Here is a 20,942-nt window from a genome sequence, read left to right on the forward strand (position 1 = left end):
CTAATAAAAATAATAAATCTATATAAAATCACACGAAAAGAGGTATTTAATTGCTCGTTGTTTTTATAAGAACCCTGATACTTTATATTGTCGTAATCATTGCAATGAGGATTATGGGAAAAAGGCAGATTGGACAGCTACAGCCTTTTGAGCTTGCTGTTGCAATCATGATTTCAGAGTTGGCCTCAGTGCCTATGCAAAACACAGGTATACCTCTGGTTAATGGAATAATACCTATACTTACAATGTTGGCTGCACAAATACTTATATCATTTATTTCACTCAAAAGTACCAAAGCCAGAACTATTTTCTGTGGACGTCCAAGCGTTCTTATATCAGGCGGTAAAATTATGGAGCAAGTTTTCCGTCAAGAACTGTACACTCTTAATGACCTGTTAGAGCAACTGAGAAATAAAGATATTTATAATATAGCAGATGTGGAATACGCAATATTGGAAACCAACGGTCAGCTTAGTGTCATACCAAAAGCCGGAAAATCCACGATAATTCGTGAAGACCTAAATATTTCAGGCAAATATGAAGCACCTGCTATTGAAATCATTATTGACGGTGATCTCATAGAAGAAAATCTAAAGCTTGCCAATTTCAGCAAAGCCAAGCTGGAAAGCGAATTAAAAAAGATGAATATTAAAAGCACAAAAGATGTTTTTTTTGCATGTGTTGGTTCAGATGGTCAGTTATTCTGTCAGGAAAAAGAAAAAAATAAAAGGAGCTAAAAGATATGTCAAACAGCGTAAAAACATTAACTATAGTTGTTAGTTTAGTTTTGATTATAATCGTTTCAGGAGTTCTATCTCTGTGCTATCTGAACCGCTCCTGCGAAAAACTTGAAAAAACTGTAAACTCAGCGGGCTTATTTATACAATCTAAGCAATGGGACTCTGCCGAAAAGCTCCTACAGAATTTTGCATCTGATTGGGATAAAACAAAATTCGGTTGGTCTATCCTATTAGACCATTTTGAGATTGATAATATTGATAATTCATATACAAAAACAAAAAAATATGTTGAAAGCAAGGATTATTCTTCTGCTTTGGCAGAATTGGAAGCGTTAAAAGAGTATATTAATCACATTCCTGTAAAAGAAAGTTTTACTCTTAAAAATATTATGTGATATTATTTAAACCCTCTCAGTATCAAAATTCCAATAAATAATGCGTAAAATGCTCCCCCTGTTAAAAGGGGCAAAGGTGTTAAGCTATTTTTAACTTTTATCCAGATGTATGTTACAAGAGTGGAGGACAATGCCAGAAGAGAACTTACCAATGTTATTATGTCAAGTTTCCAATTCGTTGTGAGTATTCCTATTGCAACTGGTATACAGCTTTGGAATACCATAGCACCCGATATATTCCCAAGGGAAAGTGTATCCTTATTTTTGCTTATCCAGATAACACTGTTAAATTTTTCCGGGAGCTCTGTTGCAATAGGAGTAATTATAATTGATAAGGCAAGTGTAGAAACACCCAAAGTCCTGGAGATAGCTTCAATATTTCCTACAAACATCTCTGCACCAACTATGATTGAGAAGAGAGCAACAGCAATCTGTAACAAAATAATAACTAAGCTTTCCTTAATCCTGAATGTTCGCGAGAATATTAGGTCATCGATTTCTTCATTACTTGCCTTATCATTGTTTACTGTTTTATAAACGTAATAAACGTATGCACCTATGAGCAATATTGCAGCTATATTCTTAATAAAACCTATTGAAAAAAAAGATACTGAAATAGCTCCTGTGTAAGCAATAACAAAAAATGAAATGTCACGTTCAAGTATATTTAAATCCGTATTCAGCTTTTTTCCTGTCTGTCGTCTTCCTGAAAAAATTATTACACTTAAACCCGTTATAAAAAATGCAAGAGTTGATAGCATAAAAGGTGCTCCCACAATAGCTCCGATTCCTATTTCAACGGAGTCCTTATGCCTATTTGAAAAAAGCAAGGCAATTACTGGTATCAATGTTTCAGGCAAGCAGGTTCCCACAGCAGAAAAAATGCTTCCTACAACTCCATCTCCAAGCCTTAACTTTTTACCCAACCACTCAATTCCATTTGTAAACAGCTCACATCCTGTAAGGATTATACCAAGACTAAGTAATAAAATCAGTATGTTATTTAGCATAGCTCTCTCTCTTCTCTTTTTTTAGGACAATGCCCTTCAATTATTTATATGCTGTGTTTACAAAATTTAACACTAACATTAAGTATCCAGCGAAATCTTAAGTCAACCCTATAATACTTGTGATAAATTGCTTATATTGGGTTCCAACAGTGATATGAGTAATAGCTTACATCTTGACATCATATATGTTTATATAGTAGGCTATGCATCATAGAATATTTTTTAGGGGTGAAAAATAATGGATGATGATCCAGCGGATGTGGATAGTAACACATTAATGTTACAAGTTTATGTTAATAAGAAACGATTTTTTTATCCAAGGCCATAAGACGCGCGATTTACCAAGTGTGTTCTATGACTTTTTTTGATTTTTTAAGGTTACTATGTAAATTTGGAGGATAAAAAAATTGCTTACTGAAATTTTATTTTTGATAATTTTGATTGTACTGAATGCGTTTTTTGCAGCATCAGAAATTGCTTTAATATCTTTGAATGATAATAAAATTAAACTTATGGCTGAAGATGGCGACAAGAAAGCTAAACTTTTACAGAAATTGCTTGGCGAACCAAGTAGATTTCTTGCAACCATTCAAATAGGTATAACCTTGGCAGGTTTTTTAGCAAGTGCATTTGCTTCAGAAAGCTTCGCTGATAGATTAGTAAATATAGTTAATGCCTTTGAAATCCCAATTCCTGAAAACGTATTAAAAACCACCGCGGTAATTGTCATAACAATTATACTATCGTATTTTACTCTTGTTTTTGGTGAATTGGTTCCTAAACGATTAGCTATGAAAAAAGCTGAGTCAATTTCTTTTTTTGTAGTTAAGCCATTAAATATGTTATCCTCAGTTACATCACCATTTGTAAGACTTCTTACCACCTCTACTAATTTTTTTGTGAGACTTTTTGGTGTTGATCCCTATTCCACTGAAGAACAGAACGTTACCGAAGAAGAAATACGTATGATGATTGATGTTGGTGAAGAAAAAGGTACTATTGAAGAAACTGAAAAAGAAATGATAAACAATATATTCGAGTTTAACAATAAGACTGTTTCGGAAATAATGACACACAGAACCGATATAGCTGCTCTTCCTGTTGATTCAACTATCACTGAAGTTACTTCTTTTTTCAATCGTGAAAAGTATTCAAGGATACCGATATATGAAGACAGCATTGATAATATCATTGGTGTAATGCATTCCAAATATCTAATCCAGTACTTGTCTGAAGGCAATGAGAAAGAAGATTTTAATTTAAGGAATTTTATCAGGTCACCTTACTTCGTTCCAGCTTCAAAAAGAACTGACGAACTTTTTCAAGAACTTAAGCAAAATAAAAATCATTTAGCAATCATTATTGATGAGTATGGAGGAACAGCAGGTCTCGTTACATTAGAAGACTTGATTGAAGAAATTGTCGGAAATATTTTCGACGAAGACGACGAAGTTGAAAAATATATAGACAAAATAGATGATAATACATTCGTAATAAAAGGTTCAGTTAGCTTGGACGAAGTGCAGGAAGCACTGGGTGTTAATCTTCCTGATGATTACGAAACCCTTAGCGGATTTATTACAGGTCAATTGGGAAGAATTCCTGAAAAGGGTGACAAACCAGTAATTGAATATGAAGAATTATTATTTAAAGTAGAAGAAGTTAAGCAAAAGAAAGTTTCAAAGGTTAAAGTATGTAAAGTTTAATAAAATAAAGTATTTTAAGTAGGGCTATCGCAAAACGAGCCTGTGAAGAAAAGTCTGTAAAATCAGCTTTCTATGATAAAATCAAATTATCATAGGAGGCTATTTTTTATGGCAAGAAGAAAGAATTCGATGAGCGAAGGAAAAAAGAACATTATTGCATCCCTACTTCAAGAGTATGACATCAAGACTGCAGAAGACATCCAGGAAGCACTTAAAGACTTGTTAGGGGGTACCATTCAGAGCATGTTGGAAGCCGAGATGGATCAGCATTTAGGCTATGAACCATACGAACGTTCCAATAACACCAATTACAGGAACGGAAAAAAATCCAAATCAATACAAAGTACATATGGTAAGATGGAAATTGACGTTCCACAAGATCGAGAATGTTCCTTTGAGCCACAAATCGTGAAGAAGCGTCAAAAGGATATCTCAAGCATTGACCAAAAGATCATTGCTATGTATGCAAGAGGTTTGACAACTCGCCAGATCTCTGACCAGATCGAAGAAATCTACGGATTTGAAGTTAGTGAAGGCATGGTATCCGATATCACAAACAAACTGCTTCCAGAAATTGAGGAATGGCAACAACGTCCACTATCCAGCGTTTACCCAATTGTATTCATAGATGCTGTGCACTTTTCTGTTAGGGACAACAATGTCATCAAGAAGCTGGCTGCATACATCATTCTTGGAATCAATGAAGAAGGCCAAAAGGAAGTGTTAAGCATTCAGATAGGCCAAAATGAAAGCAGTAAATATTGGCTTAGTGTCCTAAATGAACTGAAGAACCGTGGAGTCAAGGATATTCTTATACTTTGTGCAGATGGCCTGAGTGGCATCAAGGAATCCATTGCTGTAGCTTTTCCGGAAACAGAGTATCAACGCTGCATAGTCCATCAGGTAAGAAACACACTAAAATATGTTGCAGACAAAGATAAGAAGGAGTTTGCTAATGACCTGAAGACAATCTACCATGCCCCTACAGAGGAGACCGGATATGAGCGTATGATGCAAATTACGGACAAGTGGCAGGACCGTTATCCTAACGCCATGAAGAGTTGGTCTACGAACTGGGATATCCTAAGCCCGATTTTCAAGTTTTCTACGGATGTTCGCAAGGTAATCTACACAACCAATGCTATAGAAAGCCTGAACAGCACATATCGTCGTCTGAATCGTCAAAGAAGCGTATTTCCAAGTGACACAGCCCTCTTAAAGGCCCTATATCTAGCAACCTTTGAGGCAACCAAGAAGTGGACTATGACTCTCCGTAACTGGGGTAAAGTCTACGGTGAGTTGTCCATCATGTATGAGGGCAGGCTTCTGCAATAAAATCAGGACAATCAAAAACACCCTTTTGGAAGGGTGCTATTGACATGCCATTAATTTACTATTATATTGTAGACAAGTTATGAAAGCCAGCATCTGGCCTTCACAACTCTAATAAAATTATCATAGAAAGCTATTTACAGAGATTATTTCACACACTCCGCAAAACAAAAATACTTACTGTTTTAACACTGTACTCCCGTATAAAATTAAATCAATTTTGCTTCCAAGCTTTTTATTGATACAATTTATACTCTCAGTACTGGTTAAGAAAGATAAGAATTTGTTTTGCAATAGCCCCTTTTGATTTATCTCGTATAATACAGCTGTTTTTATGAAAACTTCCTAAAAGTCACAAAAAAAAACTGCTTGCAAAAACAAGCAGTTCTGGTGACGAATACTGGGCTCGAACCAGTGACCCCTACCATGTCAAGGTAGTACTCTAACCAACTGAGCTAATCCGTCATTTGTACTACTATTATCCATATATTTTCATCTACTGTCAAGTACCTGTAATTTTTATTTTATAGACATACGGAACTATTATCCTGCCAGATTATTATCATATTCTCCACTATCCTTTTTTCCACTATTGCTCTTAAATTTATAGGCAAAAATAACTGCACACAGAATTACAAGTGTACCTGATAATCCGAATAATATCAACATATTGTTGAGTACGGTTATCCCAATGTTAATTTTGACATTTTCCAGGGCTCCTACGAGAAATGCTCCCAAAAATGCACTTGTAAAGCCGGCCAGTCCCGCAACCGCAGCATTAAATCCTACAAAAATTGTACGTCCTTCCTGTGGTGCGTGCTTAAACTGAATATTAAATAATGATATGTTAACTCCTGACCACCCTGCTCCGGCTACTATCTGAATAAAAGGTATAATTACATAGCAGATTTCTTTAGTTACAAAAGCCCAAGTCAGGTGGCATAAGCCTAACATACCTATAGAAATAACAGTAGTAACTTCCCAACTGAACTTATCAGCCAGTTTGCCCCAAAGCTTTGCTGTAGAAGCCTGTACTACTGAAAGGAGAATGTTTGCAAACATTATAAAGGTATATGACAGTTTTAAACCTGTTACCATATAAACAGAAAAAAAAGGCAGTGCAATCTGTCCTGCAAAATTCCATGCTGCATTTATAAAGATAACCGGACGGAACTGCTTGTTTTTTAAAGGCAAGGTAAACAAACTCTTAATATTCACATTCTGGCTAATAGGTACTATTTCAGGTTCTTTAATTTTTCTAAGTACATAAATATTCATCATAACTAAAAGCAATACTATAGAAAAAACAAAAATAAAGCCTAGAAATTCCCTTCCAGACACTTTGAATACATCAAGTATTCTGCCCATGGATAGTGAAAGAACAGCCGCTGATGAAATTATAAAGGTATCCCTTAGCCCAAAATACCTGCCTCTGTATCTCTCGGGAACCAGACTAATAATCCAGCTTCCGCCTGCAGGGTTAGAAAAACTGAAAATAAGATACGCCGCAAAATACATGCCTCCCAGCAAAAGCACTCTGGCAGATGTATTCTGTGTTAAAAGCGGAATAACTATCATCAGTCCAAGCAATGACCTATATAAAAAGCAGGTATTAACAATCAAACTCTTTCTACTAGTAAGTTTTTCCAAAAATATTGGACTGAACATCTGTAGAATATTGGCCAATAATGGTATAGCTGCAATAAGGCCAATTATTTGATCGGATGCGCCTAGAAATTTTGCATACCCAGCCAAAAACGCACCTGCTGTGAGGGTATAAATACCGTTTGAAAGGCAGCCCTCAAGAATAAACCGTCTACGGCTCAGCTCATAATTTTCATCTGAAACATCGCCATAAAGCCTTGGTCTTTTAAATTTTAAAACCATGGAAAATACTCCCCCATCAAAGAACATTAGTATGAATAAAGCTATAAATAATTAGTGCAAATATAAGTGTGACAGTTCTATTACCTATGGGTTGCTTCTACCTTATATTCCAAATCCATATATATTTTTACAATAAATCGTTGAAGAATCAGATTAGTTATTGTTGTCAGAAAAGCTCCAATAAACACACCTGAAATAGAGTTTCCTACCAAAAGAAATACAGGTAACTTAAATACTACAAAATAAGCTACAAGTATACCCGCAATCTGAGCTTTCTTTCCTTTTGTAATTTCACTGCTGGCAGTCATTGCATCCGCCATGGTCAGTTTCAAGTCCAATACATAGCAGAAACCAAAAACAAACATTACATAAGCTATTATACCGGGAATAACAAAAAACATAGAGCCAAACATTACTACTAGCCCAAAAATAACATTATAGGATATGATTCGGCCAATATACTTGAAAACGCCTGAAAAGCTTGCCTTAAATCCACTGTCCTTCCCCTTTTGTTCTGATAAGTAAGAATACATATAAACAGATAAGAACAAATTTGAAACAAGCTTGGACAAAAGTGATACACCAAGTGCCACTAAAAAAGCATACAAAATATGTATAGACGGCTGATATATGTCTGTAGAAGCAGTTGATGAAAATGATGCCAAATTGTTATAGATTTCTTCAATTTCCTCTATAGGGAACATTTGGGCGTATTTGTATAATGCGTATTTACCTATTAATTGGCAAAAAAGGACAAGCACAAATATTAATCGTGCCAGCCCCTCTTTTTTTAATTTGTGAAACTTAATACTTTCCGGAAGATATTCAAAAAAAGTTTTGACTCCTGAAGAATTCCCCATTTATTATCCTCCAAGCTGCCAAGGCAGCATAATATTTTATAAGTAATAATTTTGTGTCCAATACTAACAAAACAGACACTTGCTAGTATATACTCAGCATTGTATAAATTCAAGAGTAATTTGTTATAATTAATAATCTTTATTTTAGTTAAATTAGAAAACCGCCATTTGGGCTTATTACTTGCCCCGTTATAAACTTAGCACTGTCTGAGGTCAGAAAGAACACTGTTTCTGCAATATCAGTACCCGTTCCAATTATTCCCAAAGGGGTTTGTTCCTTCAGCTCATCCAATGTTTGGGCATCAAGTTCTGAATTCATATCAGTATCAATTACACCGGGGGCAACACAATTAACCTGTATATTAGACGGGCCTACTTCCTTTGCCAATGCCCGTGTCAGTCCTATAACCGCTGCCTTTGAAGCAGAATAATGTACTTCACAGGATGCACCTGTTAACCCCCATATAGATGATATATTAACTATTTTCCCCCATTTGCTTCTTATCATATGAGGAAGAACTGCTTTACAGCAATAGAACATTCCTTTTACATTAATGTCAAACATCCTGTCCCATTCTTCAGTTGTAATGTCTGTGAATAGTCTTTGCCCTGCTATACCTGCATTATTAATTAGTATATCAATATTGCCAAAATGTGAATTAATACTTTGAACCATTTCAAGAACCTGTTCCTGACTGCTTACATCCGCCTTTACAGTCATTACATTACATTGCTCCCTAGCTAACTCCCTTTCCAGATTTTCAGCTGCCGTCCTATTTACGTTAAAGTTTATAGCAACGTTAAATCCGTTTTGGGCAAATTTCTTAGCAATGGCATGGCCTATTCCTCTTGAAGCACCTGTTACAAGAACAGTTTTTTGCTTATTCATTATATAAATTGCCTCAATTCATTTAGTTAGTTTTTTTATAACAGTAAGCTACTTTCCGCTAATCATATCAAAAAAAGCTTTCTTATCATCAGGATTTTTAAACATACCGAAATAATCTGCTATTTCAATAGAAAAATCAACAAAAGATATACCTTTTGAAGTTATGACATTTTTATCCCTTACTACTCTTGTATCAATAAAGTTTTGCCTTGGAAATGGGTCATCTTCATTGTTAAATGCTTCTCTTCTGGCTTGTGTCCATTCAACTATTGACGTAGTATATTTAACCTCATCTAATATACCTGCCTTTGCAAGATATCTGGGACCTGCACAGATTGCAGCAACGAGTTTCCCACTTGTATAAAAATCTCTTATCAAATCAAGGATTTTGGTTTTGACAACTGGATTCCAACCTCCGGGAATCAAAAATCCTTCATAATCATCTACTTTTGCTTCGGCAACAGTAACTACTGGCGTAAACAACAAGCCGCCTTTACTCTTAATAGTATTTTTTTCATATGCGCATGGAACTATTTCTTTTGATAATTCATGTCCTAACAAATGCGTAGCATATGAAATTTCAAAATCTGCCATATCGTTATACATAAATACTAATATTTTACCCATGTCTATACCTCCTTATTTTGTTAACTCTTCGAGCTTGAGCAAATATTTTAAAGCATATTCTCTGGATTCACCGCACATTTCTCTTGAAGGCTTCAGGCTTGAACACACCTGAGGCCTTTCCGGTAACCCGAAAATTCTACAGCTATTATCACTATTCAACTGGGCACATCTTACCCCAGCAGGCTTACCTTTTGGCATACCGGGTATAGGTGATGATATTGAAGGAGCTATACAGCAAGCCCCACAATATTTTCTACATTCCATTTTCAATCTCTTTTCTTAAACTTTAACCTGTTTACCATGTGTTATAGGGATTATTAACCAGGTTTGAGTTATAGTATCTGACATCAGAAGTTATTTCTTTTCCAAGCCAGTCTGGTTTTTCAAAACTATCCTTTTCATTATTTAGTTCGATTTCCGCTACTACAAGACCTTTATTAGCCCCAAGAAACTCATCTACAATCCATTCATGCCCTTTATATACCAAAAAATGTCTTACCTTTTCTATTATAGGCTGTAAACATAAATTATCAAGCATATTATCGGCATCGTCAGTTGGAATACAGTACTCATATTCTAATCTGGTGCAGTGATTTGTTTTTCCTTTTACCGTTATATATCCTTTATCGTCATATCTTCTTACCCGTACAGTTCTCCCAATAGACGTACTCAAATACCCCTGTCTGAATAAAACCGGCTTTGCACAAGCCTTATAGTCATCACTTTTTACAAGAAACTTCTTTTCAATTTCTATTGACATATAAGCTACTTCTCCTTTAAGCTACAAATAATTATAATAATCGAGCTCAACTTTTTCAATAGTTTCCAAAGTACTTTTAAAACATACACTTAATTTCTATTGCAAAATTTCTTATATTACAGGCGCACGCAAGAAAGAGTCCGGTATATACCGGACTCTTTCTTATTCTAATAACTTTTTTACTATTTGGTTAACTAATTTACCGTCAGCCTTGCCTCTGGTTTTAGGCATTACTGCCTGCATTACCTTTCCGATTTCCTTAGCTGAAGTAGCTCCGGTAGAAGAAATAGCTTCTTTTACAATTTCCTCTATCTCGCCTTCACTCAACTGCTGTGGTAAATATTTTTTCAAAACTTCAATTTCTGCCTTAAGATTATCTATAAGATCCTGTCTGTTACTTTTTTCAAAGTCAGGCAAAGTATCCATTCTCTTTTTTACTTCTTTTGTAATAATCTCAACTATACCATCATCGTCAAGGGTAACCTTAGTGTCCTTTTCAACCTGAAGCACTGCTGACCTTGCCATCTGGATAGCTGTCTTTGCGACATCATTACCATCCTTCATAGCATTCTTTAAGTCTTGAACAAGCAATTCTTTTAGTGACATAATAAATATCTCCTATAGTCTTACTATTGTCACAAGATAAATTATTTAAATTTTCTTTTTCTTGCTGCTTCAGATTTCTTTTTTCTCTTTACGCTAGGCTTCTCATAATGTTCTCTCTTTCTAACCTCAGCTAAAACACCTGATTTTGCACAAGATCTTTTAAACCTTTTGAGAGCACTATCCAAAGACTCATTCTCTTTAACTCTTACTTCAGACACACACTTCCCTCCCTCCGATGGTAACAATTGTGCCGGGAAATAAGCCGTAGTACCTTATCACATACTGTAGGGAATTAAGCTAAATACAGCACACACTATATTATATATTAATTTTCAAAAAAGTGTCAATATATATTTAATAAAAGATACAAATAAAACGACTTATTTACTAAACATAATTCTACAGTATTTTGGAGCCCATTGAGGTTCCGCCTACCAAATGATAATGCAAATGGAAAACAGTTTGTCCTGCAGCTTCTCCGCAGTTATTAATCAATCTGTATCCGCTCTCGGAAATACCGAGTTCTTTTGCAATTTCATTTGCAGCTAGATGAATATCTTTCATAACATCAACATTTTCTGGATTAAGTTCGTTATGTGAAGAAATATGCACTTTTGGAACTATCAGCACATGTATCGGTGCTTCTGGCTTGATGTCATAAAAAGCGTAAACCTTCTCTGTTTCGTAAACCTTCTTTGAAGGAATCTCACCTTTTATTATTTTACAAAATATACAATCGCTCATAGCATAACTCCTTTACTGTTTTTGCATTTTAATTTTATTTAATTTGTGTTTCCACAATAGAAACAGCAATCTTCAATGCTTCATCTATTTTAGACAAGTCCTTACCACCTGCCTGTGCCATATCTGGACGTCCTCCACCGCCACCTCCGGCAGTTTTTGCAACTTCCTTTATAATATTTCCTGAATGTATTCCCTTGGCCACAACATCCTTTGTAGCGGTTACAACAAAGCTTACCTTATCTCCATAACCTGACCCAAGAACTACCACACCTGAACCAAGTTTGCTTTTTAACATATCTCCAGTATTTCTAAGGCCTTCCATATCCATAGTGTCAAATCGTGCTGTAACCACTTTTATACCTTTTACTTCAACGGCATTGGCAAGTACACTTTCTGCTTCACCGCTTACCAGTTTGTTACGAAGCTGTTCTATTTCCTTTTCAGCATTTTTAAGTTCCTGTCCAAGGCTTTCTACTTTTTTAATACTGTCCTGAGGAGTTGCTTTTAATGCCTGTGCAACTTCGTTTAGCAAGTTCTCTCTCTCTCTGTAATATCTTATTGCAGCTTCTCCTGTAAGAGCTTCCAATCTCCTTACACCAGCCGCTACGCCGCTTTCACCGAGAATTTTAACAAGACCCGCCTGAGAAGTATTTTTCAGATGAGTACCTCCGCACAATTCAATGCTGTAATCCTCTACCTTTACAACTCTTACAGTATCTCCGTATTTCTCGCCAAATAAAGCCATTGCGCCAAGTTTTTTAGCTTCATCAATAGGCATTTCCCTTATATCAACTTCCATACTGCTGAGAATAGCTTCATTTGTCATATCCTCAACCTTTTTTAGTTCTTCAGAAGTCATTGCTGAAAAATGGCTAAAGTCGAATCTCAGTTTATTGGGTTCTACAAGAGAACCAGCCTGATGAACATGATCTCCCAATACAGCTCTCAGTGCTTTGTGCAGTAAATGAGTAACCGTATGATTTCTGTTTATGGCAATTCTTCTTTTCTCATCTATTGAAGCAGTAACCGTACTACCTGTTTCCACAAGACCGGTTTCAACGACTCCCGTATGAAGGAATTTTCCATCAGCAGTTTTTGTACAATTTGAAATTCTTATAAGGCCATTTTGGTTGCTCAGAACTCCCGAATCACCTACCTGACCACCCATTTCAGCGTAAAAAGGAGTCTTGTCAAGAATAACTGTTATTTCGTCACCTTCTTGGGCGTTATCAACGATATCCCCATCTTTTACAAGGTACAGTATTTTTGACTGACATTCTGTTTGCTCGTACCCAAGGAAAGTTGTTTTTTGACTTTTATCCAGTTTGTCAAAAACACTGTCAGACCACGCTGATGTGTCTTTGCTGTTATGAGCATCTCTTGCTTTCTTCCTCTGAGCATCCATTTCCTTTTTGAAACCGTCTTCGTCTATCCCCAGACCGTTTTCTTCTGCAATTTCCCTGGTCAAATCAAGTGGGAATCCATAGGTATCATGGAGTTTGAATACCATTTCACCTGGTATTACTTCCTGCTTTTTTGCTTTTATTTCATCTATGAATTCATTGAGAATAACTATTCCCTGATCAACAGTTGCTTCAAATCTTTCTTCCTCTATTTTTATAACCTTTTTAATATACTCAGCCTTTTCAGCAAGCTCAGGATAAGCTTCCTTAGACTCATTTATTACAACCATAGCTACATCATAAAGGAAGGGCTTGTTTATTCCTAAAAGTCTGCCATGTCTTGCAGCTCTTCTCAATAGCCTTCTTAAAACATAGCCTCTGCCTTCATTGGACGGCAAAACTCCATCACAAACCATCATTGTTGTACTTCTAATGTGGTCTGTGACTACACGTATGGATATATCTGTTTTCTCAGACTTTTTATATTCAACTCCTGCTGTTTTACATATATAATCCAGTATATTCCACACAGTATCCACCTCAAAGAGGTTGTCAACATCCTGTGAAATACATGCAAGTCTTTCAAGGCCCATTCCAGTATCAATATTAGGATGAGCAAGTCTTGTATAGTTACCTTGTTCATCTCTGTTAAACTGTGTAAAAACGTTGTTCCAGAATTCTACGTAACGGTCACATTCACAACCTACCTTGCAGTCAGGGCTTCCACAGCCTTTTTCAGGCCCTCTGTCAAAGTATATTTCCGAACAAGGACCGCAAGGGCCTGTACCATGCTCCCAAAAGTTGTCCTTTTTGCCCATTCGAACAATTCTCTCAGCAGGCAAACCTACAACCTTATGCCATATATCAAAAGCTTCGTCATCGTCCTCATAAATTGTTACCCATAACCTGTCAACAGGCATTTTAAGGTCTTCAGTTACAAATTCCCATGCCCATGGAATAGCTTCGTTTTTAAAGTAATCTCCAAATGAAAAATTACCCAGCATTTCGAAATAAGTACCATGGCGGGCTGTTTTTCCTACATTTTCTATATCAGGTGTTCTTATGCACTTTTGACAAGTTGTTACTCTTTTTCTAGGAGGCTCTTCTTGTCCTGTAAAAAATGGTTTCAACGGTGCCATTCCTGAGTTAATAAGCAAGAGGCTAGGGTCATTTCTAGGAACTAAAGATGCACTGGGAAGCCTTAAATGTCCTTTACTTTCAAAAAACTTTAGATAACGTTCTCTTAATTCATTCAATCCTAGTTTTTGCATTTATGTTCGTCCTTTCAAATATATTGGTCTTAAATTTAAAAAGTTTTTTCAATAAAAAACTCCCATCCCCAAATAAAGGGACGAGAGATATCTCACGCGGTACCACCCTAATTCCCCCAAACGGGGGCTCTTAGTCAATCCACAATAACGCCGTGGGTACGTCCATCCTTTTTACCGGACAGAAGCTCCGGAAACTGCTTCGTAAAATGCTCTGCAAGAACTCGCACCAACCGTTCTCTCTCTTTAGTCAGAAAACATAAAACTACTTCTTCCCTTCATTGCCATTCTTGATAAAATTATATACAATCTTATATTCCAGTGTCAAGGATTGCAGTAAAATTAATCCTTGTTAGTGCCGGTTATAAAGTCTACCAGTTCAGTAGGCGAAGACAGCAATATCTTTCCGCCGCATGCTATTAATTCCTCTTGCTCCCGGAATCCCCATAATACACCTGCTGCCAGCATGCCTGCCCTGTTAGCCGACTCCATATCACCGCCTGAATCTCCAACATATATTGTCTTACTCGGTGCAACTCCCAAACTTTCAGCCGCTTCTGTCAGTGAAGCCGGATCCGGCTTACGTGGTATTCCATCTCTCTCACCAAAGACTACGTCAAAATACTCACATCCAAATAACTTTTCAACAATTTCATTTGTGGGTTTGTGAGGTTTGTTTGAGCAAACTCCCATTTTTACCCCTGCTTTTTTTAGATTATCCAACATCTCATGTATTCCATCATAAGCTCTTGTTTTATTTACATAATTTTTGTTGTATATTATACGATAATCCTGGAGTATCATATCAACGACGCTATCATCTGTTCCGCTGGGTGCAGCGTTTTTTATCAGGTTCCGTACTCCGTTTCCTACAAACTTTTTATATGAATCCGTGGGGTGAGTTTTGAATCCGTATTTATTTAAGACCTCATTGGCACTGTCAGCCAAATCTTCCAGTGAGTTTATAAGTGTTCCGTCCAAATCAAACAATATAGCTTTGTATTCCATTTTTCTCCTCCGATAAAATTGCATAGATTAGCGGCAGGACTATTATAGCACAACATTCTCAATTTAAAATGATTATATACCAAATTTAATTGATTCATTCTGCATAATTATGTATAATCAACTTAAAATAAAGATGTTATTATTTGTATTTAAATTTAAATAGAGCCTTAATAGGCACATGGAGGTTCACATGAATATTATTGATGGTGGTGTTACTGCTCCCAAAGGCTTTAAAGCCGCAGGAGTTGCCTGTGGAACAAAGAAAAATAACAGAAAAGATCTTGCTATAGTTTGTTCTGAGGATACAGCTGTTGCGTCAGGGGTGTTTACAACCAATGTTGTTAAAGGACACTCCCTGCAGGTTTCAATGGAACATATTAAAAATGGTTTTGCTAGAGCTATTGTAATCAACAGTGGAAATGCCAACGCCTGTGTTGGTGAAACAGGGTACAAGGATGCAAAGGAAATGGCCGAGTTAACTGCCGAACTTTTGCAGTGTGATGCTCAGGATATTCTTGTTAATTCTACCGGAGTAATAGGTACAAAGCTAAATATGCCTTCCATAAGATCAGGTATACGTTCAGCGGTTAATGCTCTCAGCTCTCAAGGCGGGTCAGATGCTGAAGAAGCCATTATGACTACTGATTTGATGCCAAAGGAAATCGCCGTTGATATAGAACTTCAAGGTGAAACCGTTCGCATTGGCGGTATTGCAAAGGGTTCAGGAATGATTCATCCTAACATGGCTACTATGATAGGTATAATCACAACAGATGCAAATATATCAAGAAGCCTTCTGGATAAAGCACTTAAGCAATGTGTAAAAAAGACTTTTAACAGAGTTTCGGTAGATGGAGACACCAGTGTTTGTGATTCTGTTTTTGTATTAGCTAACGGTTTTGCAGATAATGATGCCATTGTAAAGGAAGACTATGAGTATTCAAAATTTGTTGATGCAATGATGTTTGTCTGTACTTATCTCGCAAAGCTAATAGCTAAAGACGGTGAAGGAGCTACAAAGCTTATTGAAGTTCAAGTTGACGGTGCCGGTGATGAAAACGATGCCTATAAGGTTGTAAGTGCAGTTGCTAAATCTCCATTAGTTAAAACTGCTATTTTCGGTGAAGATGCCAACTGGGGAAGAATCTTTACGGCAGTAGGATATTCAGGTGCTTCATTTGACCCTAATCTTACAGATATCTATTTAGGAGATATTCTTGTCTGTCGAAATGGAACAGCCGCTAATTTTGATGAATCTGCTGTAAAAGAGATACTCAAGAAAAAAGAAATTGTTATTAAAATAAATCTTAAAAAAGGAAATGTGTCAGACAGAATATGGACTTGTGATTTTTCATATGATTATGTTAAGATAAACGGAAGTTACAGAAGTTAAACGATTGCCGAATTTTAGTATTATTGATATAATGTCTATACAAGAACTTTTAGGGGGAGGTAATTGTAAAATGTCTACACAGTTGGTTTTATTTAAGATAAACAATGAAATATTTGCAATTAGTATAAATAACGTAAATATAATCGAAAGAATTACAGATATTTACAAAGTTCCTGATACACCTGAATATATTGATGGATTGATTAACTTAAGAGGAAAAGTCCATACAGTTTTTAATTTAAGAAAGAAGTTTGGATATGCGCCAAAAGAGTCTGATGACAATACTAGAATTATCATATTGAATCATCAATCAAACATTGGTCTCCTCGTTGATGAAGTAATGGAAATATTCAGTGCAGAAGATACGGAAGTAAAGCCTGCTCCTGAACTTATTTCAGGCATTTCAGGCAAATTTTTCAGCGGTGTTATTGAAAGAGACGGTCGTATAGTACTTATTCTTGATCTTGAAAAATTGTTTGAAGTTAAATAATACATTAAAAAATACCCGGTTTGACATTATCAAACCGGGTATTTTTATAACCTATCGAAATTTAAACTTTGAATAACCCTACAGATGAATTCAACTTTTTGGATAAGTTCTTAAATATGTTTGATTTTTCATGGACTTTTTTTACGGAACTAATATTATTTTTAGTGTACTGATGCACATCGTCAGAACTATTTGCTATCTCTTCGGCAGCATTATTAATTTGATCTACCAGCAATACAAGATTATCCTTTTGCTTATCCATTTCATGCAAATAATCAGTTATATTAAAAAGGCGAGTATTTATATTGTCTATATTCTTCTTGATTTCCAGAAAGCACTCTTTAGTTTCATTTATACAGCTGTTTTGTGTGTCTGTTCCTGTACTTACCTCTTCAAAACTCATGCTAAGGTTATTTGAATTGTGTACAATACTCTCAATCATTTTTCTTATTACCCCTGCCTGTGAGTTCGTCTGGTTAGATAGTTCCTTAATTTCTTCAGCCACTACTGCAAATCCTTTTCCTGACTCTCCTGCTCTCGAAGCCTCTATTCTGGCATTAAGTGACAACAGTTGTGTTTGTTTAGCTATACTCTGAATTGTAGCAGTTATAGTATTTATTTGTTGCATTTGTGCCTGAAGTCCGATTATCATTTTATTCATTTTACTTATACTTTGAAGATTTAGTGTTGAATTTGCCTCCAGCTTATCCATTTGGCTCTTACCCCTTTCCGCTGAATTGTTGAGTCCGTCAAGAAAGTTGTAGACATTGTTTGAGTGTTCCCTTGTTGTAGCAATCTGCTCTGCCAGACTTTTTATTTCCGCTGCTGCATAACTTGTATTGTCTGCTTGATTCTTTATATTGATATTTATGTTTGAAACTGATTTTAGAGTGTATTCTGATTTTTCAAATGATTCACTGGCCTCACTATACATAAGAGCGGACATTTCATCTATTTCCCTTGATGCTGAACTGATACCGGATATAAGTGTATTCAGATTACTTACCATTTTTTTGAATGCATTTCTTAAACTGTTTATTTCTAATATATTGCTTTTCTCGTTAAAGTCAACTTCCAGAAAGCCTTCTTCAATTTTCTTTATTTGTGTGGTAAGTTCAACTACAGGGTTTGAAATATATTTAGAATAAATAATGGAGATAATTGTGGCAAGGAGAAGAGATAATACTAAAACTATTATAAGAATAAGAATATATTGCTTTACAGGCTGCATAACTATGTTATAGTTCATTTGAGCACATACTATCCAATTTGCAAGACCTGATTTCTCCAAATGGGCTATTTTTTTTATTCCAGAATCCGTATAAGTAATACTTTCATTATATACAGCTCCTTTAATTGGGTTTTTGCTGTTTATTTTACTGTTGTCCGTGCCAAAAAAAACTTTAAACCCACTGTCCAATATAATAATTTCGCTTTTTATTTTGTTATTGTCAAGTTTGAAGAATTTATCATAGTCCACCAATGCAGTTATTGTTCCGCTGAATCCTGCAAGACTTTTGACTGCTCTCGTAACTGGTATTACCTCTTTGTTCGCTTCTTTTAATATAATGCAATTTCCTACTATAACTTCATTCTTTGTATCTGTTTTTATTCTTTCAAAAAGCTGCATATCGTAGAATTTTACTATACCCGATGTTTTGGTTTTTTTGGCAGCCGAAGCAATGACTTTTCCACTTTTATTGCACAAGTACATTGTATCAATAAGTCCTTCTGAGCCTTCTACTACATTTTTCATTGAAAGCTGAATCCCGCTGTACGTTGCTGTATCCATTTTAGCATTAATACTGTTGGCCATTTCAAGTCCAACTAAAAAGTCGGGCTGAGAAGCTACTCCCTTAATGGTACTGTCCAAACTTTTTATTTTTACTTCTATATTGTTCATAGTGTTATAGGAATCAGATTTAAGATTGTTTAATGAAAGTTCTTTTATTTTTCCTATGGTTGTTATATAAGTTGTAGTGCTTACTGCAATTATTGGAATAAGTGTTACCGTTATAAGTACTATAAGAAGTTGTATACGAAGTCTTATATTAATGTTTTTTATTTTTCTGCATATTCTTGTCACAATCATTTTCCATTCCCCTTTGGAGATATTTCGGCTTTTATGTAAAACGTGGCACTTATTTAAAAGTGCCACGTTTATCTTAATTTATACTTATTTGATCTTGGCTTTTTCGGCATCGTAGCTTTCGAGAGGTATATATCCTACTTCTTGAGTTAATTGTTCAGCATTATCCAGATAGAATTTTACAAATTCTTTAAGAGGGGATTTACTAAGCTTATCTTTGTTGACATAAATATACAATGGTCTTGACAAAGGACTATAGGTTTTATCTTTAATTGTTTTTATAGTTGGTTCAACAGGTCCCTTTCCTGAATCAATTTTCAACACTTTTAATGAATCCTGATTTTCTTCATAGTAAGCAAACCCGAAATAACCCATTGCATCCTTGTCACCTGCAATACCCTGTACCAGAACATTGTCGTCTTCACTTGGAGTGTAATCAGTTCTTGATTCCTTTGCCTTTTTATTAATCATTTCGGTAAAGAATTCAAATGTACCTGAATCCGTACCCGGTCCATATAGTTTTATAGGCTCGTCTGGCCATGCAGGATTTACTTCTTTCCATGTTTTTACTTTACTATCCTTGCCCCAGATTTTATTCAGTTCATCAACAGTAATAGATTCAGCCCAAGTATTATCTTTGTTAACAACAACAGAAATTCCGTCATATGCAATTTCAAGTTCTACATATTCTATGCCCTTTGCTTTTAAAGCTTCTTCTTCTTCCGGCTTTATTTTTCTGGAAGCATCACATATATCAATTTCCCCTGCTGTGAACTTTTTCATACCACCGCCAGTTCCTGACATGGCTACCGATACTTCAACCTCAGGCTGCTCGATTTGAAATTCTTCAGCGACAGCTGATGTTACCGGATAAACGGTACTTGAACCGTCTATAACTATCTTCCCGCTTAGATTGGCGTTCCCAACATTATCATTTTTAGTGCCGCTCCCGCAAGCTGTTAATGATAAAGTTAAGGCTACCCCTAACGCTAATGAAACCACTTTTTTGATATTTACTAATTTAACCATTTTTATACCTCCCAAATTGTATCCTGCTTAGTTTTCGCAATTTAATGGAATTTATTATGATTCTATTATATTATGGTATTTTAAAGTCCATATTGTGATTTGGTTAATTAATGTTAATTCATTATTAAGAAATATTAACACATATTTCTAGTGCCATATAAAAAGCGGACCTATAAAAGCCCGCAACGTACAGTCAGTTAAAGCTATTTTCTTTTTGCAGTAAATCCTGTTGAAACAAGTTTTAAAACCGTTACACCTTTAAGGTGATTTTCGTCATATGTGTAGTCATTCTTTTGAGTGTATTTTTTCATTATAAGGTTCAAACCATGAATTTTATCTTCATTATTTACTACTATATATACAACAGCATCTCCTATAACACTTTCGAAATCCATTGTACAGTCACATGCATTTGTTCCGGTTACCAACCTATGTTTACAATCCATTTCAAAACATACCCTATTGTTCTTTTTTAATATGTCAAGCTTTCTTCCTTCATTTGCACAATGCAAGTATATAATAATATTACTATCCACAACCTCGTAACCAAAATTCATAGGCACAATATACGGCATATTATCATCTGATAAAGCAATTCTGCAAACATCACATCTTTCTATAATTTCAATTATCTCAGTCAATTCAGTAACTTGTCTGTCTCTTCTTCTCATTCTTTTCTCCTAAATTACAAATATCTTATTAAATA

Annotated in this window: 21 protein-coding genes, 1 tRNA gene and 1 other annotated feature; of the genes, 6 read left to right on the top strand and 16 right to left on the bottom strand. The window is 35.5% G+C overall.

Annotated elements, in window-relative coordinates; genetic code table 11:
• Positions 1-50 precede the first annotated feature (50 nt).
• Both K412_RS0101205 and K412_RS0101210 read left to right on the top strand, forming a co-directional pair.
• Positions 51-737, top strand: a complete 687-nt coding sequence (locus K412_RS0101205) for a DUF421 domain-containing protein (RefSeq protein WP_024831412.1) — start codon at positions 51-53, stop codon at positions 735-737.
• Between the two features lie 5 nt (positions 738-742).
• Positions 743-1,135 (top strand): DUF4363 family protein, encoded by a 393-nt coding sequence (locus tag K412_RS0101210; RefSeq protein WP_024831413.1) that lies wholly within the window; start codon positions 743-745, stop codon positions 1,133-1,135.
• Between the two features lie 2 nt (positions 1,136-1,137).
• Here K412_RS0101210 and K412_RS0101215 read toward each other — a convergent pair whose 3' ends face one another.
• Complete coding sequence (locus tag K412_RS0101215; protein ID WP_024831414.1) at positions 1,138-2,145, bottom strand: sodium:calcium antiporter; 1,008 nt, start codon at positions 2,143-2,145, stop codon at positions 1,138-1,140.
• Between the two features lie 407 nt (positions 2,146-2,552).
• Between K412_RS0101215 and K412_RS0101225 the strand changes: the two genes are divergently transcribed.
• Complete coding sequence (locus K412_RS0101225) at positions 2,553-3,851, top strand: hemolysin family protein (RefSeq protein WP_024831415.1); 1,299 nt, start codon at positions 2,553-2,555, stop codon at positions 3,849-3,851.
• A 108-nt stretch (positions 3,852-3,959) separates the two neighbouring features.
• The gene (locus K412_RS0101230; protein ID WP_024831416.1) at positions 3,960-5,186 is read left to right on the top strand and encodes an IS256 family transposase; all 1,227 of its coding nucleotides are present in this window, start codon (positions 3,960-3,962) and stop codon (positions 5,184-5,186) included.
• A 385-nt stretch (positions 5,187-5,571) separates the two neighbouring features.
• Here K412_RS0101230 and K412_RS0101235 read toward each other — a convergent pair.
• The 12 genes from K412_RS0101235 to K412_RS0101295 form a co-directional block, all read right to left on the bottom strand.
• Positions 5,572-5,648, bottom strand: a tRNA-Val gene (locus tag K412_RS0101235).
• A 78-nt stretch (positions 5,649-5,726) separates the two neighbouring features.
• On the bottom strand, positions 5,727-7,070 hold the full coding sequence (locus tag K412_RS0101240; RefSeq protein ID WP_024831417.1) for an MFS transporter: 1,344 nt from the start codon (positions 7,068-7,070) through the stop codon (positions 5,727-5,729).
• Between the two features lie 80 nt (positions 7,071-7,150).
• On the bottom strand, positions 7,151-7,930 hold the full coding sequence (locus tag K412_RS0101245; RefSeq protein WP_024831418.1) for a hypothetical protein: 780 nt from the start codon (positions 7,928-7,930) through the stop codon (positions 7,151-7,153).
• Positions 7,931-8,078: 148 nt separating this feature from the next.
• On the bottom strand, positions 8,079-8,819 hold the full coding sequence (gene ymfI / locus K412_RS0101250; RefSeq protein ID WP_024831419.1) for an elongation factor P 5-aminopentanone reductase: 741 nt from the start codon (positions 8,817-8,819) through the stop codon (positions 8,079-8,081).
• 48 nt (positions 8,820-8,867) lie between these two features.
• A complete protein-coding gene (locus K412_RS0101255; RefSeq protein ID WP_024831420.1) occupies positions 8,868-9,446 on the bottom strand; it encodes a DJ-1/PfpI family protein in 579 nt (192 codons plus the stop codon).
• Between the two features lie 12 nt (positions 9,447-9,458).
• A complete protein-coding gene (locus tag K412_RS22615) occupies positions 9,459-9,710 on the bottom strand; it encodes a YkgJ family cysteine cluster protein (protein WP_024831421.1) in 252 nt (83 codons plus the stop codon).
• A gap of 31 nt (positions 9,711-9,741) precedes the next feature.
• A complete protein-coding gene (locus K412_RS0101265) occupies positions 9,742-10,206 on the bottom strand; it encodes a CYTH domain-containing protein (protein ID WP_024831422.1) in 465 nt (154 codons plus the stop codon).
• 162 nt (positions 10,207-10,368) lie between these two features.
• Positions 10,369-10,812, bottom strand: coding sequence for a GatB/YqeY domain-containing protein (locus K412_RS0101270; protein ID WP_024831423.1), 444 nt, complete (start codon positions 10,810-10,812; stop codon positions 10,369-10,371).
• A 41-nt stretch (positions 10,813-10,853) separates the two neighbouring features.
• The gene (gene rpsU, locus K412_RS0101275; protein ID WP_004622093.1) at positions 10,854-11,030 is read right to left on the bottom strand and encodes a 30S ribosomal protein S21; all 177 of its coding nucleotides are present in this window, start codon (positions 11,028-11,030) and stop codon (positions 10,854-10,856) included.
• A gap of 181 nt (positions 11,031-11,211) precedes the next feature.
• Positions 11,212-11,556: a histidine triad nucleotide-binding protein gene (locus K412_RS0101280; protein ID WP_024831424.1), complete on the bottom strand. Its 345-nt coding sequence runs from the start codon at positions 11,554-11,556 to the stop codon at positions 11,212-11,214.
• 34 nt (positions 11,557-11,590) lie between these two features.
• Positions 11,591-14,230, bottom strand: a complete 2,640-nt coding sequence (gene alaS, locus K412_RS0101285) for an alanine--tRNA ligase (protein ID WP_024831425.1) — start codon at positions 14,228-14,230, stop codon at positions 11,591-11,593.
• A 73-nt stretch (positions 14,231-14,303) separates the two neighbouring features.
• Positions 14,304-14,518 (bottom strand) — a binding site (T-box leader).
• A gap of 51 nt (positions 14,519-14,569) precedes the next feature.
• Positions 14,570-15,235, bottom strand: a complete 666-nt coding sequence (locus tag K412_RS0101295; protein ID WP_024831426.1) for an HAD family hydrolase — start codon at positions 15,233-15,235, stop codon at positions 14,570-14,572.
• A gap of 190 nt (positions 15,236-15,425) precedes the next feature.
• Here K412_RS0101295 and argJ point away from each other — a divergent pair, with 190 nt between their 5' ends.
• Entirely contained in the window at positions 15,426-16,628 is a 1,203-nt protein-coding gene (argJ, locus tag K412_RS0101300) for a bifunctional glutamate N-acetyltransferase/amino-acid acetyltransferase ArgJ (RefSeq protein WP_024831427.1), read from the top strand.
• A gap of 70 nt (positions 16,629-16,698) precedes the next feature.
• Complete coding sequence (locus K412_RS0101305; RefSeq protein ID WP_024831428.1) at positions 16,699-17,118, top strand: chemotaxis protein CheW; 420 nt, start codon at positions 16,699-16,701, stop codon at positions 17,116-17,118.
• Between the two features lie 61 nt (positions 17,119-17,179).
• On the opposite strand, the gene K412_RS0101310 is transcribed toward K412_RS0101305, so the two are convergent.
• The 3 genes from K412_RS0101310 to K412_RS0101320 form a co-directional block, all read right to left on the bottom strand.
• Positions 17,180-19,210 carry a methyl-accepting chemotaxis protein gene (locus K412_RS0101310; protein WP_024831429.1) on the bottom strand — a complete coding sequence of 677 codons (2,031 nt, stop codon included), beginning with the start codon at positions 19,208-19,210 and terminating at the stop codon, positions 17,180-17,182.
• Positions 19,211-19,294: 84 nt separating this feature from the next.
• A complete protein-coding gene (locus tag K412_RS0101315; protein ID WP_024831430.1) occupies positions 19,295-20,236 on the bottom strand; it encodes a PstS family phosphate ABC transporter substrate-binding protein in 942 nt (313 codons plus the stop codon).
• 203 nt (positions 20,237-20,439) lie between these two features.
• Entirely contained in the window at positions 20,440-20,907 is a 468-nt protein-coding gene (locus K412_RS0101320) for a pyridoxamine 5'-phosphate oxidase family protein (RefSeq protein WP_024831431.1), read from the bottom strand.
• Positions 20,908-20,942: the final 35 nt, after the last annotated feature.

Source organism: Ruminiclostridium josui JCM 17888, from assembly GCF_000526495.1.
In the GTDB taxonomy this organism is placed as follows: Bacteria; Bacillota; Clostridia; order Acetivibrionales; family DSM-1351; genus Ruminiclostridium; species Ruminiclostridium josui.